Source organism: Marinifilum sp., from assembly GCF_965230805.1.
In the GTDB taxonomy this organism is placed as follows: Bacteria; Bacteroidota; Bacteroidia; order Bacteroidales; family Marinifilaceae; genus Marinifilum.
On the sequence record NZ_OZ246019.1, the window covers coordinates 3948656 to 3966730 of the forward strand.

8 protein-coding genes are annotated in these 18075 nt (G+C 35.6%); all 8 read left to right on the plus strand.

From position 1 onward, the window contains the following. The first annotated feature begins 60 nt into the window (after positions 1-60). Positions 61-1599: a sulfatase gene (locus ACO05S_RS15395; RefSeq protein WP_421918900.1), complete on the plus strand. Its 1539-nt coding sequence runs from the start codon at positions 61-63 to the stop codon at positions 1597-1599. Then, complete coding sequence (locus ACO05S_RS15400; protein ID WP_421918901.1) at positions 1592-2437, plus strand: glycoside hydrolase family 16 protein; 846 nt, start codon at positions 1592-1594, stop codon at positions 2435-2437. Before ACO05S_RS15395 ends, ACO05S_RS15400 begins: the two co-directional genes overlap by 8 nt. A gap of 120 nt (positions 2438-2557) precedes the next feature. After that, the gene (locus tag ACO05S_RS15405; RefSeq protein WP_421918902.1) at positions 2558-5071 is read left to right on the plus strand and encodes a glycoside hydrolase family 2 protein; all 2514 of its coding nucleotides are present in this window, start codon (positions 2558-2560) and stop codon (positions 5069-5071) included. A gap of 18 nt (positions 5072-5089) precedes the next feature. Further along, complete coding sequence (locus ACO05S_RS15410; protein WP_421918903.1) at positions 5090-6526, plus strand: sulfatase-like hydrolase/transferase; 1437 nt, start codon at positions 5090-5092, stop codon at positions 6524-6526. Positions 6527-6627: 101 nt separating this feature from the next. Further along, positions 6628-8049 carry a sulfatase gene (locus tag ACO05S_RS15415; RefSeq protein WP_421918904.1) on the plus strand — a complete coding sequence of 474 codons (1422 nt, stop codon included), beginning with the start codon at positions 6628-6630 and terminating at the stop codon, positions 8047-8049. Between the two features lie 6 nt (positions 8050-8055). Continuing rightward, a complete protein-coding gene (locus ACO05S_RS15420; protein ID WP_421918905.1) occupies positions 8056-9612 on the plus strand; it encodes an arylsulfatase in 1557 nt (518 codons plus the stop codon). A gap of 946 nt (positions 9613-10558) precedes the next feature. Next, on the plus strand, positions 10559-14668 hold the full coding sequence (locus ACO05S_RS15425; RefSeq protein WP_421918906.1) for a response regulator: 4110 nt from the start codon (positions 10559-10561) through the stop codon (positions 14666-14668). A 268-nt stretch (positions 14669-14936) separates the two neighbouring features. Next, a complete protein-coding gene (locus tag ACO05S_RS15430) occupies positions 14937-18074 on the plus strand; it encodes a SusC/RagA family TonB-linked outer membrane protein (protein WP_421918907.1) in 3138 nt (1045 codons plus the stop codon). Position 18075: the final 1 nt, after the last annotated feature.

Here is an 18075-nt window from a genome sequence, read left to right on the forward strand (position 1 = left end):
AAATGAATCCTTTCAATAGCAAGGGTAGACCAAAATATGGTGAAGTTTTAATTTCACATAATGCAAATTGGAATTGAAGTTTGTGTTATCGAAACATATTGGAAAATACTAAGGGAAGGTTTCCCGCAAAAAAAATTGAACGGTAAGATGTTTAAAATTAAGAAGACAGCATTAGTTCTCATTAGTGCATTTATTTTAACTGCTTGTGCAGAAAGTAAAGTGGAAAAACAGAGACCAAACATCCTTTGGATTAATTCGGATGATTTGGGTGTTGAGTTGGCATGTTATGGCAATCAGGATGTAAATACTCCTAATATTGATCAACTGGCTAGCGAAGGTGTATTGTATAAGAATTGTTACGCACCATCTCCAGCTTGTTCTCCAAGTCGATCGTCCATGATTACCGGCATGTATCCCACGGCAATTAATTGTTTGGAACATAGAACGGTTGACAAGAGGGAATTGCCCAATCCTATACAACCAATTACAGATTATTTTAGAGAAGCTGGTTACTTCTGTACCAATGGAAGTTCAAAAAATATGAGCAAGTTTGGGAAAGGTGATTTTAACTTTAAAGGGAAAGATATATTTGATGGAACCGATTGGAAAAATCGTAAACCCGATCAACCTTTTTTTGCACAAATTCAGATCTTTACCCCGCATAGACCTTTCCATCACGATAAGGAAAACCCAATTGATCCATCAACAATTACACTTCCGCAATCTTACCCGGATCATCCTCTTTTAAAAGCCGATTGGGCGATGTATCTGGAAAGCATTCAACTAACCGACAAGAAAGTAGGTGAAATTATGAAAAGGTTGGAGGATGAAGGTGTAGCTGATAATACAATTGTTGTCTTCTTTGGTGATAATGGACGTCCGCATTTACGCGATAAGCAGTTTTTATATGAAGGAGGACTTAAAGTTCCTTTGATTATTAGATGGCCGGAAAAATTGGAATCCGGTAAAAAAGATGATCAGTTGGTAAGCTTGATTGATGTAACAGCAACATGTATGGATGCAGCGGGTATCAAGGTTCCTGAATATATGCATGGACAAGTGTTTTTAGGCGAAAAGGCTAAAAAGAGAGAATATGTGTTTGGTTTTAGACAAAGAGCCGGAGATGCCATTGATGATATTCGAAGCATAACTGATGGAAGATATAAACTGATCTGGAATAGAATGCCTGAGATACCTTGGATGCAGATGAGTGGATATAAAAAATCTGAATATCCCGCTTATGCATTATTTTATCAGCTGCAAAAGGAAGGAAAGTTAAACTATCCTGTTAGTAATTTTATGGCAGATAAAAAGCCTGAGATAGAGTTGTTCGACTTAAGAAACGATCCTATGGAGTTTAAAAACTTAGCCAAGGATGCTAAATATGCTGATGTTAAAAACCGTTTGTTCAATACTATAAAAGAAAACTTGAAGGTATTTGAAAAAGGCATGATTCCTGAAACTCCTGAAACAACTGCTAAGGCTGTTGCTTCATCTAAAAAATATTTTAAATCAAAAATGAAAAAGATGGGTTTGAATCATGATTCATCCAACGAAGAAATTATTGAATATTGGAATAAAAAATTATTGAATGAATAATATGAGATTACTTGTTGTTTTAGTCCTTATTTTGTTTTCTTCCTGTACAGGAGAAAAAAATAAAACTTCTGTTCCCGAGGGGTATGAATTAGAGTGGAGGGATGAGTTTAATCAGGCTGATTTAAATTCTGATAAATGGGCATATCGCACCGACAATAAGCACAGAAGCATTCAGCAAAAAAAGAATGTTAAAATAAAGGATGGATCTTTGATACTGAACTTGAGGGTGTTTGATAAGCCGGTTGAAGGAAAAATGGCAGCAGGAGCAGGAATTGTTTCAACTCGTAGGTTTAAGTATGGTTATTACGAAGTGAAAGCCAAGTTGGGGGATGGTATTGATGATGACAATGATGGAAAAACAGATGAAGGATGGCATCACTCGTTTTGGGCCATGGCAGCTTCTATTGATGATAAAGGAGAGGTAAATACAACCTACCCAGGTATCAGAAGAACAGAGATTGATTGCTTTGAGAATCCAACAGAACATCGACATGAACCCGAATTGAATGGCTTGAATAATTTTGTACAGCATGTAATTGTTTGGGATGAATCAGGAAAGGAATGGGGACGTTTGCCAAAACCTCCGGCTGATGTTTTGGCGAATGAGAATTTTGATGCCAATCAATGGCATGTATATGGATTTGAATGGGATAAAGACCAAATAAAATGGTACGTTGATGGCAAAATAACGAAAGTGGCAGACTATCCTGCTGATAAATTTGTTCACGATGAAATAAATGTTTGGCTCACCGCAATTGCCGCTAATTGGAATGGTAAGGACCAGGAAGAAAGCAGGGCCGAATATGACTATTTTAGATTTTATAAGAAAAAAGAATAACAAAACAAGTAGTTCGTAAGCATGAAACGAGCAATATTAAAATAATTGGTAAAACTACCTACTAATGATTATTTTGATCTTGCGGCTTACATCTGGCAATCGAAGGAAAATTATAAACGGATGAAGATAAGATTTGTAATATTAGGTTTGTTGATTTCTTTAAGCGTATCGGCACAGGATAAGTTAAGTCTGGATGGCGATTGGAGCTTTAAAGTGGATCCTTATAAAAAAGGAGAAGCTCAACAATGGTATCATTCAAAAACCAATTATGAGAATTGGGATTCGATGAAAGTTCCGGGAAACTGGGATTTGTATAACGAATATTCTGAATATGCTGGCGACGCTTGGTATAGCAGAACATTTAAAAGTGGTGCAAATTGGGATGGAAAACAGGTTCGATTAATTTTCGAATCGGTTTATAATGATTGCCAGGTTTGGGTGAATGGAACTAAAGTTGGAGAAAATCACATCGGTTTTTTAGAATTTGGATTCGACATTAGCAATTTAATTCAAGCGGGTACGAATAGGATAACATTAAAGGTGAACAACCTTTTCAAGCGAGGAGCAATTTGGAACTGGGGAGGCATTCGTCGACCGGTATGGCTTGAAATTACTGATCCTGTTAGATTGGAATATCAGCACATTATGGCAATACCGAATCTTAAGAATAAATCGGCAAGCATCCAGGTAAAAGTTGTAGCGAGTAATTCCAGCCCAAATGAAGCGAGTGTAGCTTGCGAGCTTGCCATTAGAAAGGATGGGAAGTTGTTAGTGCAAAAGAAACTAAGTGCAAAAATTCCTGCTAATACTAAAGAGCATATAATAGAGTTCCCAATTAAATTATCAAAATCAAAAACTAAATTCTGGCATTTTGATTATCCTGAATTGTACGAGTGCAGTATTGATTTAATTCGAGATGCTAAGAAAGTTCACCAGATACATGATAGATTTGGAATTCGTAAAATTGAGATAGCAGGAAACAAGCTGTTGCTAAATGGAGAGGAAATTCGCCCGGTTGGTTTCAATTTGGTGCCGGAAGATCGAGTTACCGGTAACACTTTGCCATTCGAACGCATCAAAGAAGATGTGGATATGCTAAAGGAGTTAGGAGTTAATTTCTGTAGAATTAGTCATTTGCCTTTGCCAAAAGAATATTTGGATTACCTGGACGAAAAGGGATTAATGACTTTCGAAGAAGTAGCACTTTGGGGTAAGGATAAATGGGTTGATCCTAAGCATCCAATGCCAAAAGAATGGTTGTCTCGAATGATTCAGGAAAAATACAACCACCCATCTGTTGTAGGCTGGAGTGTAGGGAATGAAATTGGTTATTTAAATGCCAATCCTAAAGTAATGGAATATGTAAAAGCCGCTATCGAGATGTCGAAAAAACTAGACCCGAATCGTTTGGCAGTATATGTTTCTCATTCAGCAAATAATCAGAAAATTGATCCTGTAGAATTCTCCGATTTGATCATGCTAAACAGTTACGGAAATTGGGGGAAAGCAGCACAGAAAGCATGGGAAAAACATAAAAAGCCCATTTTTATGTGCGAATATGGTGGTGTTCTAAATCACGAAGATCCAAACCTTGCTAATATCGATGCTGCGAAAATGCTAAACCAAATGAGGAACAAAGAATATCTGTTGGGAGCATCCTTATGGACTTTTAATGATTACAGAAGTTTTTGGCACGGCGGAAAAGGCTGGGCTACTCCAGTGTCTCAAAATCGTTGTTGGGGGATTGTGAATACCTTCCGTCAAAAGAAAAGAGCTTACGCTGATTTTAAAAATGAATATGCACCGGTTAAAGGAATGGAGATATCTAAAATAAATGAGGGAGCAATAGCGGTAAGCATTGAACCTCGAGATAAATTAGATATCCCTGCAAATATCTTAAAAGGATATTCAGTTGTAAGCAGTATTGCCAATGCTAATTTTGAGTTTAGTAAATTAGGATCGGTTCAGCTAAAGAATATTTTACCAGGAGATAACCGCTTTACAGTCGAAATTTCAGGCAAAACAAAAGATGCTTCGGCTATTAAAATTCAATTGCTTGATCCGCAGAACTACGTGGTTTTAGAAAAGATTAAGTATTTATCGGTGCCCAATCAAGCAAAAATTTCGTTTACAAATACAGCCCAGAATGGAGTAAGAATCCTTTTTGACAAAGTACAAGGTGCCGAAGAGTATTTTGTAAGCTATACCAATGGCGATAAAGTGTTTTATTCTGATACAACCATAAATCAATTTGTAACGATTACCGACAAGAAAATTAAACGAAATATTGATTGGGAATATCGTGTAATTGCGTTAAACGGGAAAGGTGCAAGCAAGGCTTCCGAGAAAGTTGTACTTAAGAAAGATGAGGATGAATTGCCGCCTGTAATTTGGGATGTAAAGCGTGATGATACTGATGTTGTGATTGGCTTTACTTCTTCTCCGTATGATTATTTATACGAAGTTGAATACGGAAATCAGTCTGGCGTATACCATAAAATGGTAAGCTTTAAAACCAAAGGAGTTGCCCGCATTCCGGATATTTGCCATGATGAACCTCTTTACTTACGTTTAAGGTTAAGAAAGCAATGGGGATTTGCCAGTGAGTGGACTCAAGAGATAAAAGTAGATTAATTATGCAAGAAGAAAAAGATGAAAAAGAGATTCGTTTATTTATTTTATATAATTTCCATATTTTCCTTAGGGGCTTGCTCAGAAACAAAAAAGGAGAAGAAGCCTAATATATTAATTATATTGGCAGATGATGCCGGTTATGCCGATTTTGGCTTTATGGGTTCGCAAGACCTGAAAACTCCTAATATCGATAAAATTGCAAAAGAAGGTGTGCATTTTACCGATTTTCATGTAACAGGATCGGTTTGTAGCCCTTCCAGAGCCGGATTGCTAACCGGTAGATTTCAGCAAAGATTTGGACATGAACAAAATTTGGGCTCAAGCCTGGGAATGGATACCTCGGAGGTAACCATAGCAGACATGCTTAAAACAGAAGGTTACAAGACAGCAATCTTTGGCAAGTGGCACTTGGGTGACGATGCAGAATATCACCCAAATAGAAGAGGTTTTGATGAATTCTGGGGAATGCTTGCGGGACATCGCTCTTATTTTTACAATGAAAAGAAAGACAAACCGGGAAATTCAAAATCGATTCAACACAATGGAGAATTTGTACCCTTTAAAGGATATCTTACCGATGTGTTGGGAGACAAAGCAATTGAATTCATCAAAAATAATAAGGATAACAAATGGTTTACATACCTTTCTTATACTGCCGTGCATACACCAATGGAAGCAACAAAGGAGGATATGGCTTTGTTCGAGGGACATCCTCGGCAGAAATTGGCTGCAATGACCTGGGCTATGGACAGGAGCATTGGAAAAGTAATTAAGACGCTCGAAGAAACGGGTCAATTAGACAATACTATCATCTATTTCTTTAGTGATAATGGTGGACCTAGCCGATCAAACCAATCCAGTAATTTGCCCTTAAAGGGGATTAAAGGAATGGAGTTTGAAGGAGGTCACAGAGTAGCAAGTGCAATAATGTGGAAAGGGCATGTAAAAGCAGGAACACAGTTCAATAAGCTTACATCTTCATTGGATGTTTATAAAACCACCATGGCTGCTGTAGGGGTGCAAAAAGATCCCGGTAAAGCTCTTGATGGGGTGAATTTGTTCCCTTATCTAAACGGTGAAATATCAGGAGCACCACATGACGAATTGCATTGGAGAATTAGTCCTTGGGCAGCATCGCGAATGGGTCAGTACAAATTAATAAGAGCTAAAGGTCTTGGTTATCGATTGTATGATTTGAGCAATGATATCGGAGAGTACAATGATATCAGTAAAAAGGAACCTGAACTTCTTAATAAAGCAATTCAAAAATTAGAAACGTGGGAAGAAGGCACAATCGATCAACTTTGGGATGGCTATCCCGGATGGATTGAGGTGAAAAAATTTATGTATTCCGATTTGATGAATAATCGGGATATTAGATTTTACAGTCCGGGACAATTAAAATCACACAAAAAGAAAACAGGCAAAGATCCGGAACTATTAAATGAATATTAGTAGTACTGTTTTGTTGGTTTTTTAATCTTTAAACAGAGCGGAAAATTAATGTGGTACAAAGCTGTATCGAATGCAGATACAGCATAAAATTAAAATGGGATATGTATAAGGAACTAGTGTTTGTTTTGTTGATGTTTGTGGGAACGGTTTTTCAATCAGAGGCAGCAAAAAAAGATCGCCCTAATGTAGTATTAATTGTAGTGGATGATTTGGGCTGGAAAGATATCACCTGTTTTGGGAGCGATATGTATCAAACTCCTAATGTTGATGCATTGGCTTCGAATGGCGTAAAATTTACAAATGCCTATGCCGCCTGTACAGTTTGTTCGCCTACAAGAGCTAGTTTAATGACTGGTAAGTATCCGGCCAAATTGCATTGTACCGATTGGATTGAAGGATGGAAATATCCTCATGCAAAACTTCAGGTTCCCGATTGGACCATGTACTTGGATCATGAAGAAACAAGTCTGGCCGAAGTTTTTAAAGCAGCAGGCTACCAAACTGCACATGTTGGCAAATGGCATTTGGGAGAAGAGGAGAAATATTGGCCTGAAAATCATGGTTTCGATATAAATATAGGTGGTTGGAAAAAAGGATCTCCAAACAGAAGTAAAAAAATAGGATCGAAAGGATACTTTGCTCCATATGGAAATCCAAGATTGACAGATCCTGAAGGGGAGGAATATCTTACAGAGAGACTGGCAGACGAGGCTTGCAAATTCATAAATAAAGCCAATGGCCCTTTCTTTTTGAATTTATGGTTTTACAATGTGCATACTCCTTTACAAGCCAGAGAAGAGAAGATCGAGAAGTACAGGAACACGGTGGATTCTTCTAAATATCAAAAAAATCCAATCTATGCAGCAATGGTAGAACATATGGATGATGCCGTAGGAAGAGTGATACAACAACTTAAGGATCTTAATTTATACGAGAATACGATTGTTATTTTTACATCTGATAATGGGGGACTAATTCGAAGAGGCAAGAAAAAGGCAACCAACAACTATCCTTTGCGCTCAGGTAAAGGCGATGTTTATGAAGGGGGCGTAAGAGTACCTTTAATTGTTAGAGCTCCCGGTGTAACTACAGATGGCATGCAGAATTCTAATGTTGCCATTTCTCCTGACTTAATGCCAACTTTAATAGATCTGGCCCATTTAAAAGTGAGTTCAAAAATCAGGAATGCTTTCGATGGACTAAGTTTAGTTCCGGTATTGAATTCCAAGCCAATTCAATTGGATCGGAAAGCGGTTTATTGGCACTATCCGCATTACCATATGGAGGGAGCAACCCCCTATAGTGCAATTCGAAAGGGAGATTGGAAACTGATTCATTTATTGGAAAACGATTCGTATGAATTATACAATTTAAAAAATGACATTGGCGAAAAACAAAATCTTGCCAAACTTAATGTTACAAAAAAAGAAGAGTTAACTAAAGATCTGGAAGCTTGGCTGCAAAAGATGAATGCTCAGATGCCAAGATCAAATCCTAACTATGACCCTTCGAAAAAAAGATAATCGAAAATGAGGAAGTTATTTTACGTATTGGCATTGCTACAGGTCATAGGTGTATCAGTAAGTTCTTGTAGTGCAAAAATAAAATCAGATCAACCAAATATCATTGTAATTTTAGTTGATGACATGGGGTATTCCGATTTGGGATGTACAGGTTCAGAAATAGAAACTCCCAACCTTGATGCCATGGCTAAAAATGGAGTTTTATTTACCAATTGTTATAATACATCGCGATGCTGTCCCTCTCGTGCTAGTTTATTAACCGGCCAATATCAGTGGGATGCAGGAATAGGGCATATGGATTATACAAGAAGCAATGAACCCGAATATCAGGGGTATTTAAACAAGGAATGTGCAACAATTGCTGAACTATTAAAGTTGGAAGGCTATCAAACTTTTATGTCGGGGAAATGGCATGTGGGGCATAAGAAAAGAGAAATGTGGCCTGATTACAGAGGCTTCGATCAGTTTTATGGAACGCCAAGTGGTGGTGGAATTTATTTTTATCCATCAAAGTTCTACGATAGGCCGGTTTATCACAATGGAGTGAAGGAGGAACCGGATTCTAGCTGGTATTCGACAGATGCTTTTACCGATTATTCCATTGATTACATCAAAAACAGACGCAACAAAGAGCAACCTTTCTTTATGTATATGGCTTATATTGCTCCTCATTTTCCTTTACAGGCAAAAAAGAAAGACATTAAAAAATACAAGGATACCTACAAAAAAGGCTATGATTTTATACGTCAGGCGCGATTTGAAAAGCAAAAACGTTTGCAAATAGTTGATCCTAATACATCAGCATCCGAACCAGTTTATACAAATTGGGAAAATGTTGAAGATAAAGAGAATGAGGCTTTAAAGATGTCTGTTTATGCTGCTATGGTCGACTGCCTGGATCAGAATGTGGGTAAATTAATGCAATCATTAAAGGAAGAAGGAATTGATGATAACACAGTGATCCTGTTTTTGTCCGACAATGGTGGGTGTCCTTCTGATTTTAATAAAACTCCGGATACCGAAATTGGAAACAGAAATAGCAATGCTACCTATGGCATTTGGTATAATGTTAGCAATACACCTTATCGAATGGGTAAGCGCAAAGAACATGAAGGTGGTATTATTACTCCGCTAATTGTTCATTGGCCTAATGGCATAAGTAAAACCGGATTAAACAAAGAGCCTTTGCACATTACTGATATCATGCCTACTTGTTTGCAATTGGCAGGGGGCGAATATCCAAAAGCGTATAAAGGGGTTCAGCTCGATCCTCTTGATGGAAAATCCTTATTGCCATTATTGCATGGTAAAAAGCAAGATTTAAACAGGGTATACTATTGGGAACACGAAGGAAACAGGGCAGTTAGAAAAGGGAACTGGAAACTGGTTGCCCTTAAAAAGAAGCCTTGGGAGCTCTATAATTTGGCCGATGATCCTTATGAACAGAAGAATTTGGCGATTAATAATCCTAAAAAGTACGACGAACTTCGGGCTTTGTACAAGAAATGGGCAAATGCGCATGGGGTAAAACCTTGGCCATTAAAAAAGAAGAAGAAAAAGTAAAAAAACAAGCACACGAAAAAGTGGAAGTTAAGTCCTGAGGATCTTATTTGTAATGAGGCTCTCATTAGTAAACCATTGATACTAAAATAAAGTCTGGATGTTTTTAAAAAATGTCTGGACTTTTTTTTAAACAAGTCTGTATATTTTTGCAGAAAGTCTTGATCTTTTCGCTTAAAAGTTTTGACTTTTTGGGATACTATCTATAACGTGAGTTCGACGTAAAATTCTATCCACAGAAAGTTATATTTGCGATAGGTTTGCATTAAAAATTTGGAAAGAATAGCGGGCTATTTTGAGGAATTATTTGGCATGTTGTTAATCCTGATATCATTTGAAGACCTTTTTTCTGTGAAAGAAGATCAATATGCAATTTTTGAATACAAACTCAGGTTATAAAGTTCGAAAACATTTTTAGCCAATCATCCGTTTATTAAGGAGCCTTCAAAATTATTCTTCTACATGCATTTGTCTTTGAATTTCATACTTTTTTTTATGGGATGGCAGCTTAAATGATAGAATTTTAAAGATAAAAGTTCCTTTTTCGATCTTATAGTATTGAAAACCGAAGCTCGAAGATTGAAATTGAAACTTAGAGGCTCGAATTTCAATAAAAAAAGCATGAAATTCGAAGATCAATTCATCCAATTCAATGATTAAAGATTGAAAATCAAACCTAAATCCAAGCTATATTCCAAAAAAGGGATGGATTTTAATCTTTTAGCCATTAAATTCGCAAAACATCCACCTTCAAAAGCAAAAAATTATAGTTATACAGAATCTCTAAAAGAAGTTATATTACAATAATAATTTTCCTGGTTTTTTTATAGGTTGAGATTCTTTTTAATACCAATTAACTCCGTTATTAAATTAGTTTTATTTCTTAAAATGAGTATTTTTAAAAGTTTTCGATATTATTAATATAAGAAACTAGTTCACGAGTTGCCTTATGAATTTTCTCAGACTAATAGTCCTTTTTCAATTCTTTATCACATTTCATATTCAGGCTCAAACGATTAAAAGCAAGATCGATCTTTTTCAAATACCCGAAAAACCTGAATTTGTAAGTAATGTAATTCGTGATATCTATCAAGATAGTCTTGGATACCTTTGGTATTGTAAAGAGGATGGTGTTTTTCGATATGATGGTTTCAAGTATGAACATTTTGTAGCAAAAAGTAGTGGAAAGAAGGGGCTATCTAATTCAATTTCAAGTTGTATTGCAGAGATAACCAATAATCGACTTTTAATAGGAACTAAACTAGGTCTCAATATTTATCATCGAATTGATAACTCTATTGATCACATATTTTTATCTGATATGACTAAAGATATTCAATCAGATAGAATTAAATGTATTAATGTGATTAACAATACGAAAGTATTGGTAGGTACGGATCAGGGTTTGTTTTTAATTGATGATTTTGACGATTTACATGAGATTTCCATTTTTTCTGGGAAGATAGGGAAAGTACATCAAATCCTAAATTATTCGAAAAATTCATGTTTGGTGTGTACCGATTCAGGATTCTATTTGGTTTCGTTAGGAACCAAACAGATAAATGCTCTGCATTTTACGAAAAATAATATCCCATTTAATGAGTCAATTAAACGAGTTTTTTTAGATAATGAGCAGCAACTTTGGCTTGTAAGTAAGACTGGATTGTATATCTCGAAGCCTATTCATGACTTAAGTGCCTTTAATGCAGTTAAAATTAAATCGATTCAGGATGTTTATCCATTTATCGATGTTGAAAACCAGATACAAATCAAAAGCTTTTATCAGGACTCTAATCAAATGATTTGGATTGCTGTTTTCGGTAGTGGATTTTATAAAATTAATATTCCAAACGGAAAATGTGAACATTATTCCATATACAATTCATCGCTCAGAACCAACTTTGTTACATGCTTTTGTGAAGATTTTTTAGGACAAATATACATAGGTACCGAAGCAGGAGCTAATATATTCAGGCATTCTGCAAATCAGTTTATCAACTACAGTAAAATTCCTTACAAGAATAAACAAGCCATATATAACCTTCACGAAATACTTAAAGATAAGGACAATCGTTTATGGGTTGGATCGCGTGGTAGTGGACTAACGGTTATAGATTCCACCAAAAAGCAGTCTTGGAATTTTAGTTATCAGACCGGACATCCCATCGACACAATTCGAATGATATTGCTTGATAGCAAGGATAAAATATGGATTGGTAGTGGCTCGGGTGTTTATATCTATGATTACAAAGAAACTAAGAATTTAGAAGCATTTGACAGAAGTAATCCCTTTAAAAGAAATATTCGGCTCAACAATGAGTATATATATTGCGCTTTTGAAGATCGTTTCTCGAATGTATGGATTGGAACCTTAAGTGGATTATGGTTTTACGAAAGAGCAAAAGATACCATTACAAAGGTAACAGGTAATGCACTAGGTAAATTCTTATATAATGAGGTGGTATATTTTATCGAAAAGGATAAGCAAGGAAGAATTTGGCTTGGAACGCTCGGAGGGAAGTTGGTTTATTTCGAGGACCTTGAGCCAAATTATCATCAAAATCCTGAATTTGTTAAGATTAACCAAAGATATGCCACAACACCTGCAATTTACTTCATTGACCTATTAAATTCCACTAAGGGTCAGATCTGGCTAACAACAAATATTGGATTGTATCAGGTAGATCTGGAAGCCAATACAATAATTCCGGCTTTCAAAGATAATCTTTTCCAAATTAATATGTTTGGTATATTAGAAGATCAGTATCATACGCTGTGGATCAGTTCTTCCAAAGGATTATATAGGTATGATTATGAGAAAAATAGTGTTGAACACTATTTGCTTAAGGATGGTTTACCTACTTTGGAATACAATGGAGGAGCTGCGTTTAAGGACTCATTGGGGAATCTTTACTTCGGATCGAGGATGGGGATGTTGAAAATCAAACCAAAACCGTTTTATGTTGCCAAGCACTCTCCAAATAATACCATTCATCTGGTAGGTTTAAGTGTAAATGGAAATGTTATTGATCCGAAAATTGCTCCTTCTGTAATTACAAAGCACATTTCTATTGCAGATGAAATACATTTGGCCAGTAGTCAGCGATCCATTGGAATTGAAATTTCGGCATTCAATCATTATTACCCTTCTAATAATACATTCCTCTGTAAAATGGAAGGTATCGATGGTAATTGGATAGAGTTGCAAAATACAAACTCAATTAACTATGTAAATATGCCTTCGGGCGATTATAAATTTTTGTATAAAATCAAAGGCACAAACGATTATAAAAGTGTTGCAGTTAATGTTGATAGTTACTGGTATGTTCGTTGGTGGTTTATAAGTTTATTGGTGCTTACGATTCTTGGTGTGATGTATTACATTTATATTGTTCGATTGAAGAAAATAAATCTGGAACAAAAATTACAAATTGCAAATATCGAAAAAGAAAAGTCGAATGAGTTTTATGAAACAAAACTTCGATTCTTCACCAACATATCCCACGAAATTAGAACACCCTTGTCTTTAATAATTTCTCCTATAAAAAATTTACTTAAAAATTACCAGTTCAATCATGAGGTTATCGATCGCCTAAAAGTTGCAGAGCGCAATAGTCACAGGTTATTGCATATCGTGGATGAATTACTCGACTTTAGGAAGATAGATCAAAATAAAGTACAGATGAAAGTATCAAATTACGATATTCAGTCAGACCTGGCTGAGATCTTTGAGAGCTTTTCATATTACGCTTTGGATAAAGGAATCAATTTAAAGTTTGAGAAGACTAAAAGCATTAATCTTTGGTACGATAGGTCAATGATTAATAAAGTAGTGGTAAATCTTGTGTCAAATGCCATAAATGCTTGCAAAGAAGGTGATGTTATTACGATAAGTTGTTTTAATGATGATACTAAATTTAGATTTGAGCAGGGTGAATCTTTTTTAGTTCTGAATCCAAAACAAAATAAAAGGTTTTTTTATATAAAAGTTACCGATTCTGGTTTTGGCATGTCTAAAGAAATGATTGAGAAAGCATTTGACCGGTTTTTTGTAGGAGCTAAGTCATCGGGTACTGGAATTGGTTTGTTTTTGGTTAAAAGATTTATCGAATTTCATAGTGGTTTGCTAGCGGTAAACTCTAAAGAGGGTATTGGAACAATTTTTACAATTGGCTTACCATTTGGCAAGGAGCATTATAAAGAGTCTGATTTAAGGGGATGTTATATTGCAGAAGAAAGTGATTCCTCGCACGAGTATTTGTTAGAAAAAACAACAAATTCAAACCTATTGGTGAATAAAAAATGTGATGAGGATAAACCTTTACTTCTCATCGTAGAAGACAATGTGGAATTGCGAAATTTTATTGAGCTTGAATTAAGTGATAACTATCGAATTAAAACGGCTTCGAGTGGAGAGGAGGCTTGGAGTGGCATTCAGAAAGACAGCCCGGATATTATTATTAGTGATGTGGTTATGAATGAAATGAGTGGATTTGAACTTTGCAGTAATGTAAAAAATACACTTGATTATTGTCATATTCCGGTAGTCTTATTAACCGCAAAAATTCTGGATAGTGACCAGGTGGAAGGATTTACATGTGGTGCAGATGCATATGTAAAAAAACCTTTTAATATCGAAATATTGATTGCTAATATTAATAGTTTATTAGAGAATCGGAAAACTTTAAAAGATCATTTCAATAAGATTGGAACATTTAATTTTGAAAGCATAAAAATTAATGACCTGGATAAAGACCTGCTGCAAAAAATAAATAAGATCATTGAAGAAAATATAAGCAATCCGGGATTGTTAATGGATGATTATGCATTAGAGTTGGGATTGAGTCGTACTCAGTTCTATCGTAAAATAAAATCCTTAACCGGACAAACTCCAAACAATTTTGTAAAGATTACCCGAATAAATGTTGCCCACAAATTAATAAAGGATACAAATTTAACCATAGCAGAAGTGGCATATAAGACAGGATTTACTAATCCAAAATATTTTAGTAAATGTTTTAAGCAACAATTGGGCTTTCTTCCATCAGAAGTAATATGAGAATTCTCACCATAAATATTGACAATTTGCTTGTTTGTACAATATTTACCCTCTTTTGGTACAATTCTCCCCACGCTTAAAAAGCAAAGATGAGAGAGTATAAAGTCCAAACATATAGGTAATTATAATTTTGCTGAAATGGTTTGGAATAAAAATTACCCCTTTTTGGTATAATCGATACCCATTTTGAAATGAGAAGGTTTATAGATTTGAAAGACTTTGACCGCGGAGTTAATTAATAAATCATTTTAACCTAAATCATTTTAATATGAAACAACTAAAATTACCCGGAAGGGTTAAACGAGTCTTATTGGCAATGGGAATTGCTATAACAAGTACTTCGGGATATTCTTTTGCAGGTGTAGTAGAGAGTATTAATCATGATAATGATGCGATATTCTCGGAGCAGCAAGAACAAAAGATTACAGGAACTGTTACCGATGACAGTGGCATTGGTTTGCCCGGAGTTTCGATTTCAATTAAAGGAACAACTACCGGAACAGTTACCGATGTATATGGCAAATATCAGATTTCAGCCTCTCCAACCGGAGTTCTGGTTTTTTCATTTGTAGGTATGAAAACACAGGAGGTAAATATTAATGACCAAAAAATTATTAATGTAACTCTTGAAAATGACGCAATCGGTTTGGATGAAATTGTTGCCGTTGGTTACGGATACCAAAAGAAGGCTAACCTTACGGGGGCAACCACAATCGTTAAATCGGAAGAATTGGTAAAGAGACCGGTTAGTAACAGTGCATCAATGTTACAGGGGCGTGTTGCGGGTTTAAATATTGTTCAAAATTCCGGTCAACCGGGTGATGAAGGTATTAGAATAAGACTACGTGGAATCAGTAGTTTTAAAAACTCTACACCTTATGTATTGATTGATGGAATAGAAGGTGATTTGTCAGCACTTAACCCAAGTGATATTGAAAATATAACTGTGCTTAAAGATGCTGCATCAGCTGCAATTTATGGTTCAAGAGCTGCCAATGGAGTTGTTTTGGTAACAACAAAAAGCGGTGTAAAAGGTGAAACCAAGGTAGAGGCCAGTGTAAATTTTGGCTTACAAAAGGCTACAATCTTACCTGATTTTATTTATAATTCTGTAGAACATATGGAATTGTGGAATAAGGGTGCTGCTCACACCGGAGTTTCTCAAGTGTATCCGCAAGAAATGATAGATGCCTATAGAAATGCAGAACCTGGTGATCCTAGGTATCCGAATTTTAATTGGATGGATCACATGTTTAAAACAGCTAAGAGACAGGAATATCAATTGGCTATTAGTGGAGGTAGTGAGAAGAATACTTACTATATAAACATGGGCTTCATGGATCAGGAAGGTATAATGGAAGGGTATGGTGCAAAAAAATACTCAGCCAGATTTAAAATGGATCTTGAGCTTAACAAAAGCATAAATTTTGGATTCAATACTGGTTTCGTTTATCGTGATGAGGAAGAACCTACAAATGAAAGTATTTATGAGCAGATGCTTTATGCATATACAATGCCTCCAACAATGTCTCCTTATTTGTCTGATGGATCAGGACGACATTCGGCACGCGATATTCCAGAAATCTGGAGAAATAGAAATCCTCAAGCGGTAGCTGATAATCCGGGATATACTCATTACGATAAATACGAGATAAGTCCGCAAGCATATATAGATATCCATCCATTTAAAGGATTTTCCTGGAAAACTACTGCAGCATGGAGATATGATCGCACAGAAAAGGAACATATGTATGAAGAAATGACAGGATATGTGTTTTCAACAAATGAATTTTTTGGGACCTATGAACCATTTCAGGAAGGTGTGTATCATAACGACTGGAGAAGTTCGAATATTCATTTCAACTCCATTATAAATTATAACAAAGCGATTGAAGATCAAAATTTTAGTCTTGTTGCTGGTTACGAACAACAGGAAATGAACTATGACAATATATATGCCTATCGTCCGAATTATTCTTCCATTAAAACAACGGATATTGATGCAGGTACTCCTGAAGATCAAGAGTTGTCAGGAAATACTAGTTCATGGTCATTGCAATCACTTTTTGGAAGGCTTAGCTACGATTATAAAGGAAAATACCTTGTCGAAGGTAATTTACGTTACGATGGAACATCTAAGATGGCTAAAAAGCATCGTTGGGATCTGTTTCCTAGTATGTCTTTAGGATGGAGACTGTCTGAAGAAGATTTTATGGAAGATTTAAGCTGGTTAGATAATTTAAAGCTTCGTGTTTCTGCGGGCCAGTTAGGTAACCAAGCGGTGTTAAGCGATTATCCATATCAAGAATTGTATGCAAATTCGTTGTATCCTGTAAATGGGAGTTTGCAATCTGGTATAAGTGCTAATGCATTATCGAATCCAGACTTAGTATGGGAAGTGGTAACAACCTATAACCTAGGGGTGGATCTTTCTGTAAAGAATGGATTGTTTGGTTTGGAATTAGATGTTTACAAGAAAGAGACAGAAGGAGGTCATGATAGAGCTCAAATTCCTGCAAGTGTTGGAAAAACGCCACCTTTGGTGAATTATAAAAACATGGAAAATACTGGCTTTGAAATAACTCTGCGACATTCGAACCGAATTGGAGAATTCAAGTATGATGTAAGTTTTATGGCAGATCATTATAAAAACAAAATTACTAAAATCGAAGATAATAACTGGGGTAGTACATTTTATGGTAGATCTAATGTAGAAGGTCATGCTATTAACGAGTATTACATGTTGGATTGGATAGGAATTTATCAAAATCAAGATGAAATTGATAATTTGCCAATCTACGAACCGTTTAGATCACAAACACAGCCAGGTGATCTTATTTTTAGAGATGTTAACGAAGATGGAGAGATAACCATTGAAGGTGGAAAAGGTGATAGAGTTTTTATAAAAGGTTACCATCCAAAATTGAATTACTCTTTTAATCTTAATATGGAATATAAAAATTTCGATTTATCGATGTTTTGGCAAGGAGTAGCAGGTAAAAAGAATCTAGCACGTTGGATAGGTTATGAGCCATTTATGCAAGGAGGTCCAGTCACTAAGAAATGGAGAAATGCATGGGATGGCGAAGGTTCAACGAACTCTATGCCGGCTTTGTATAACATTGGTCAAATATATAGATATAATCCAATTACGGAAAGAGTAAGTGATTTCCATTTGCATGATGCTTCATATTTAAGATTAAAAAACATACAATTGGGCTATAATTTGCCACAGACTATCTGTTCAAAAATAGGTGTTCACAATTGTAGAATTTATGTTTCGGGTGATAACTTAATTACATTTACAGATTTTGAATATGATCCGGAAAGATCTAATGATAATTTCACTACCAATACTTTCCCTCAACTTAAGACGTATTCTATTGGGGCTAAATTAACTTTCTAAA

Coding starts and splice junctions, on each gene's coding strand:
- ACO05S_RS15420 (WP_421918905.1), top strand. CDS start 8,056: ATGAGGAAGTTATTTTACGTATTGGCATTGCTACAGGTCATAGGTGTA.
- ACO05S_RS15415 (WP_421918904.1), top strand. CDS start 6,628: ATGTATAAGGAACTAGTGTTTGTTTTGTTGATGTTTGTGGGAACGGTT.
- ACO05S_RS15405 (WP_421918902.1), top strand. CDS start 2,558: ATGAAGATAAGATTTGTAATATTAGGTTTGTTGATTTCTTTAAGCGTA.
- ACO05S_RS15425 (WP_421918906.1), top strand. CDS start 10,559: ATGAATTTTCTCAGACTAATAGTCCTTTTTCAATTCTTTATCACATTT.
- ACO05S_RS15410 (WP_421918903.1), top strand. CDS start 5,090: ATGAAAAAGAGATTCGTTTATTTATTTTATATAATTTCCATATTTTCC.
- ACO05S_RS15400 (WP_421918901.1), top strand. CDS start 1,592: ATGAATAATATGAGATTACTTGTTGTTTTAGTCCTTATTTTGTTTTCT.
- ACO05S_RS15430 (WP_421918907.1), top strand. CDS start 14,937: ATGAAACAACTAAAATTACCCGGAAGGGTTAAACGAGTCTTATTGGCA.
- ACO05S_RS15395 (WP_421918900.1), top strand. CDS start 61: ATGCAAATTGGAATTGAAGTTTGTGTTATCGAAACATATTGGAAAATA.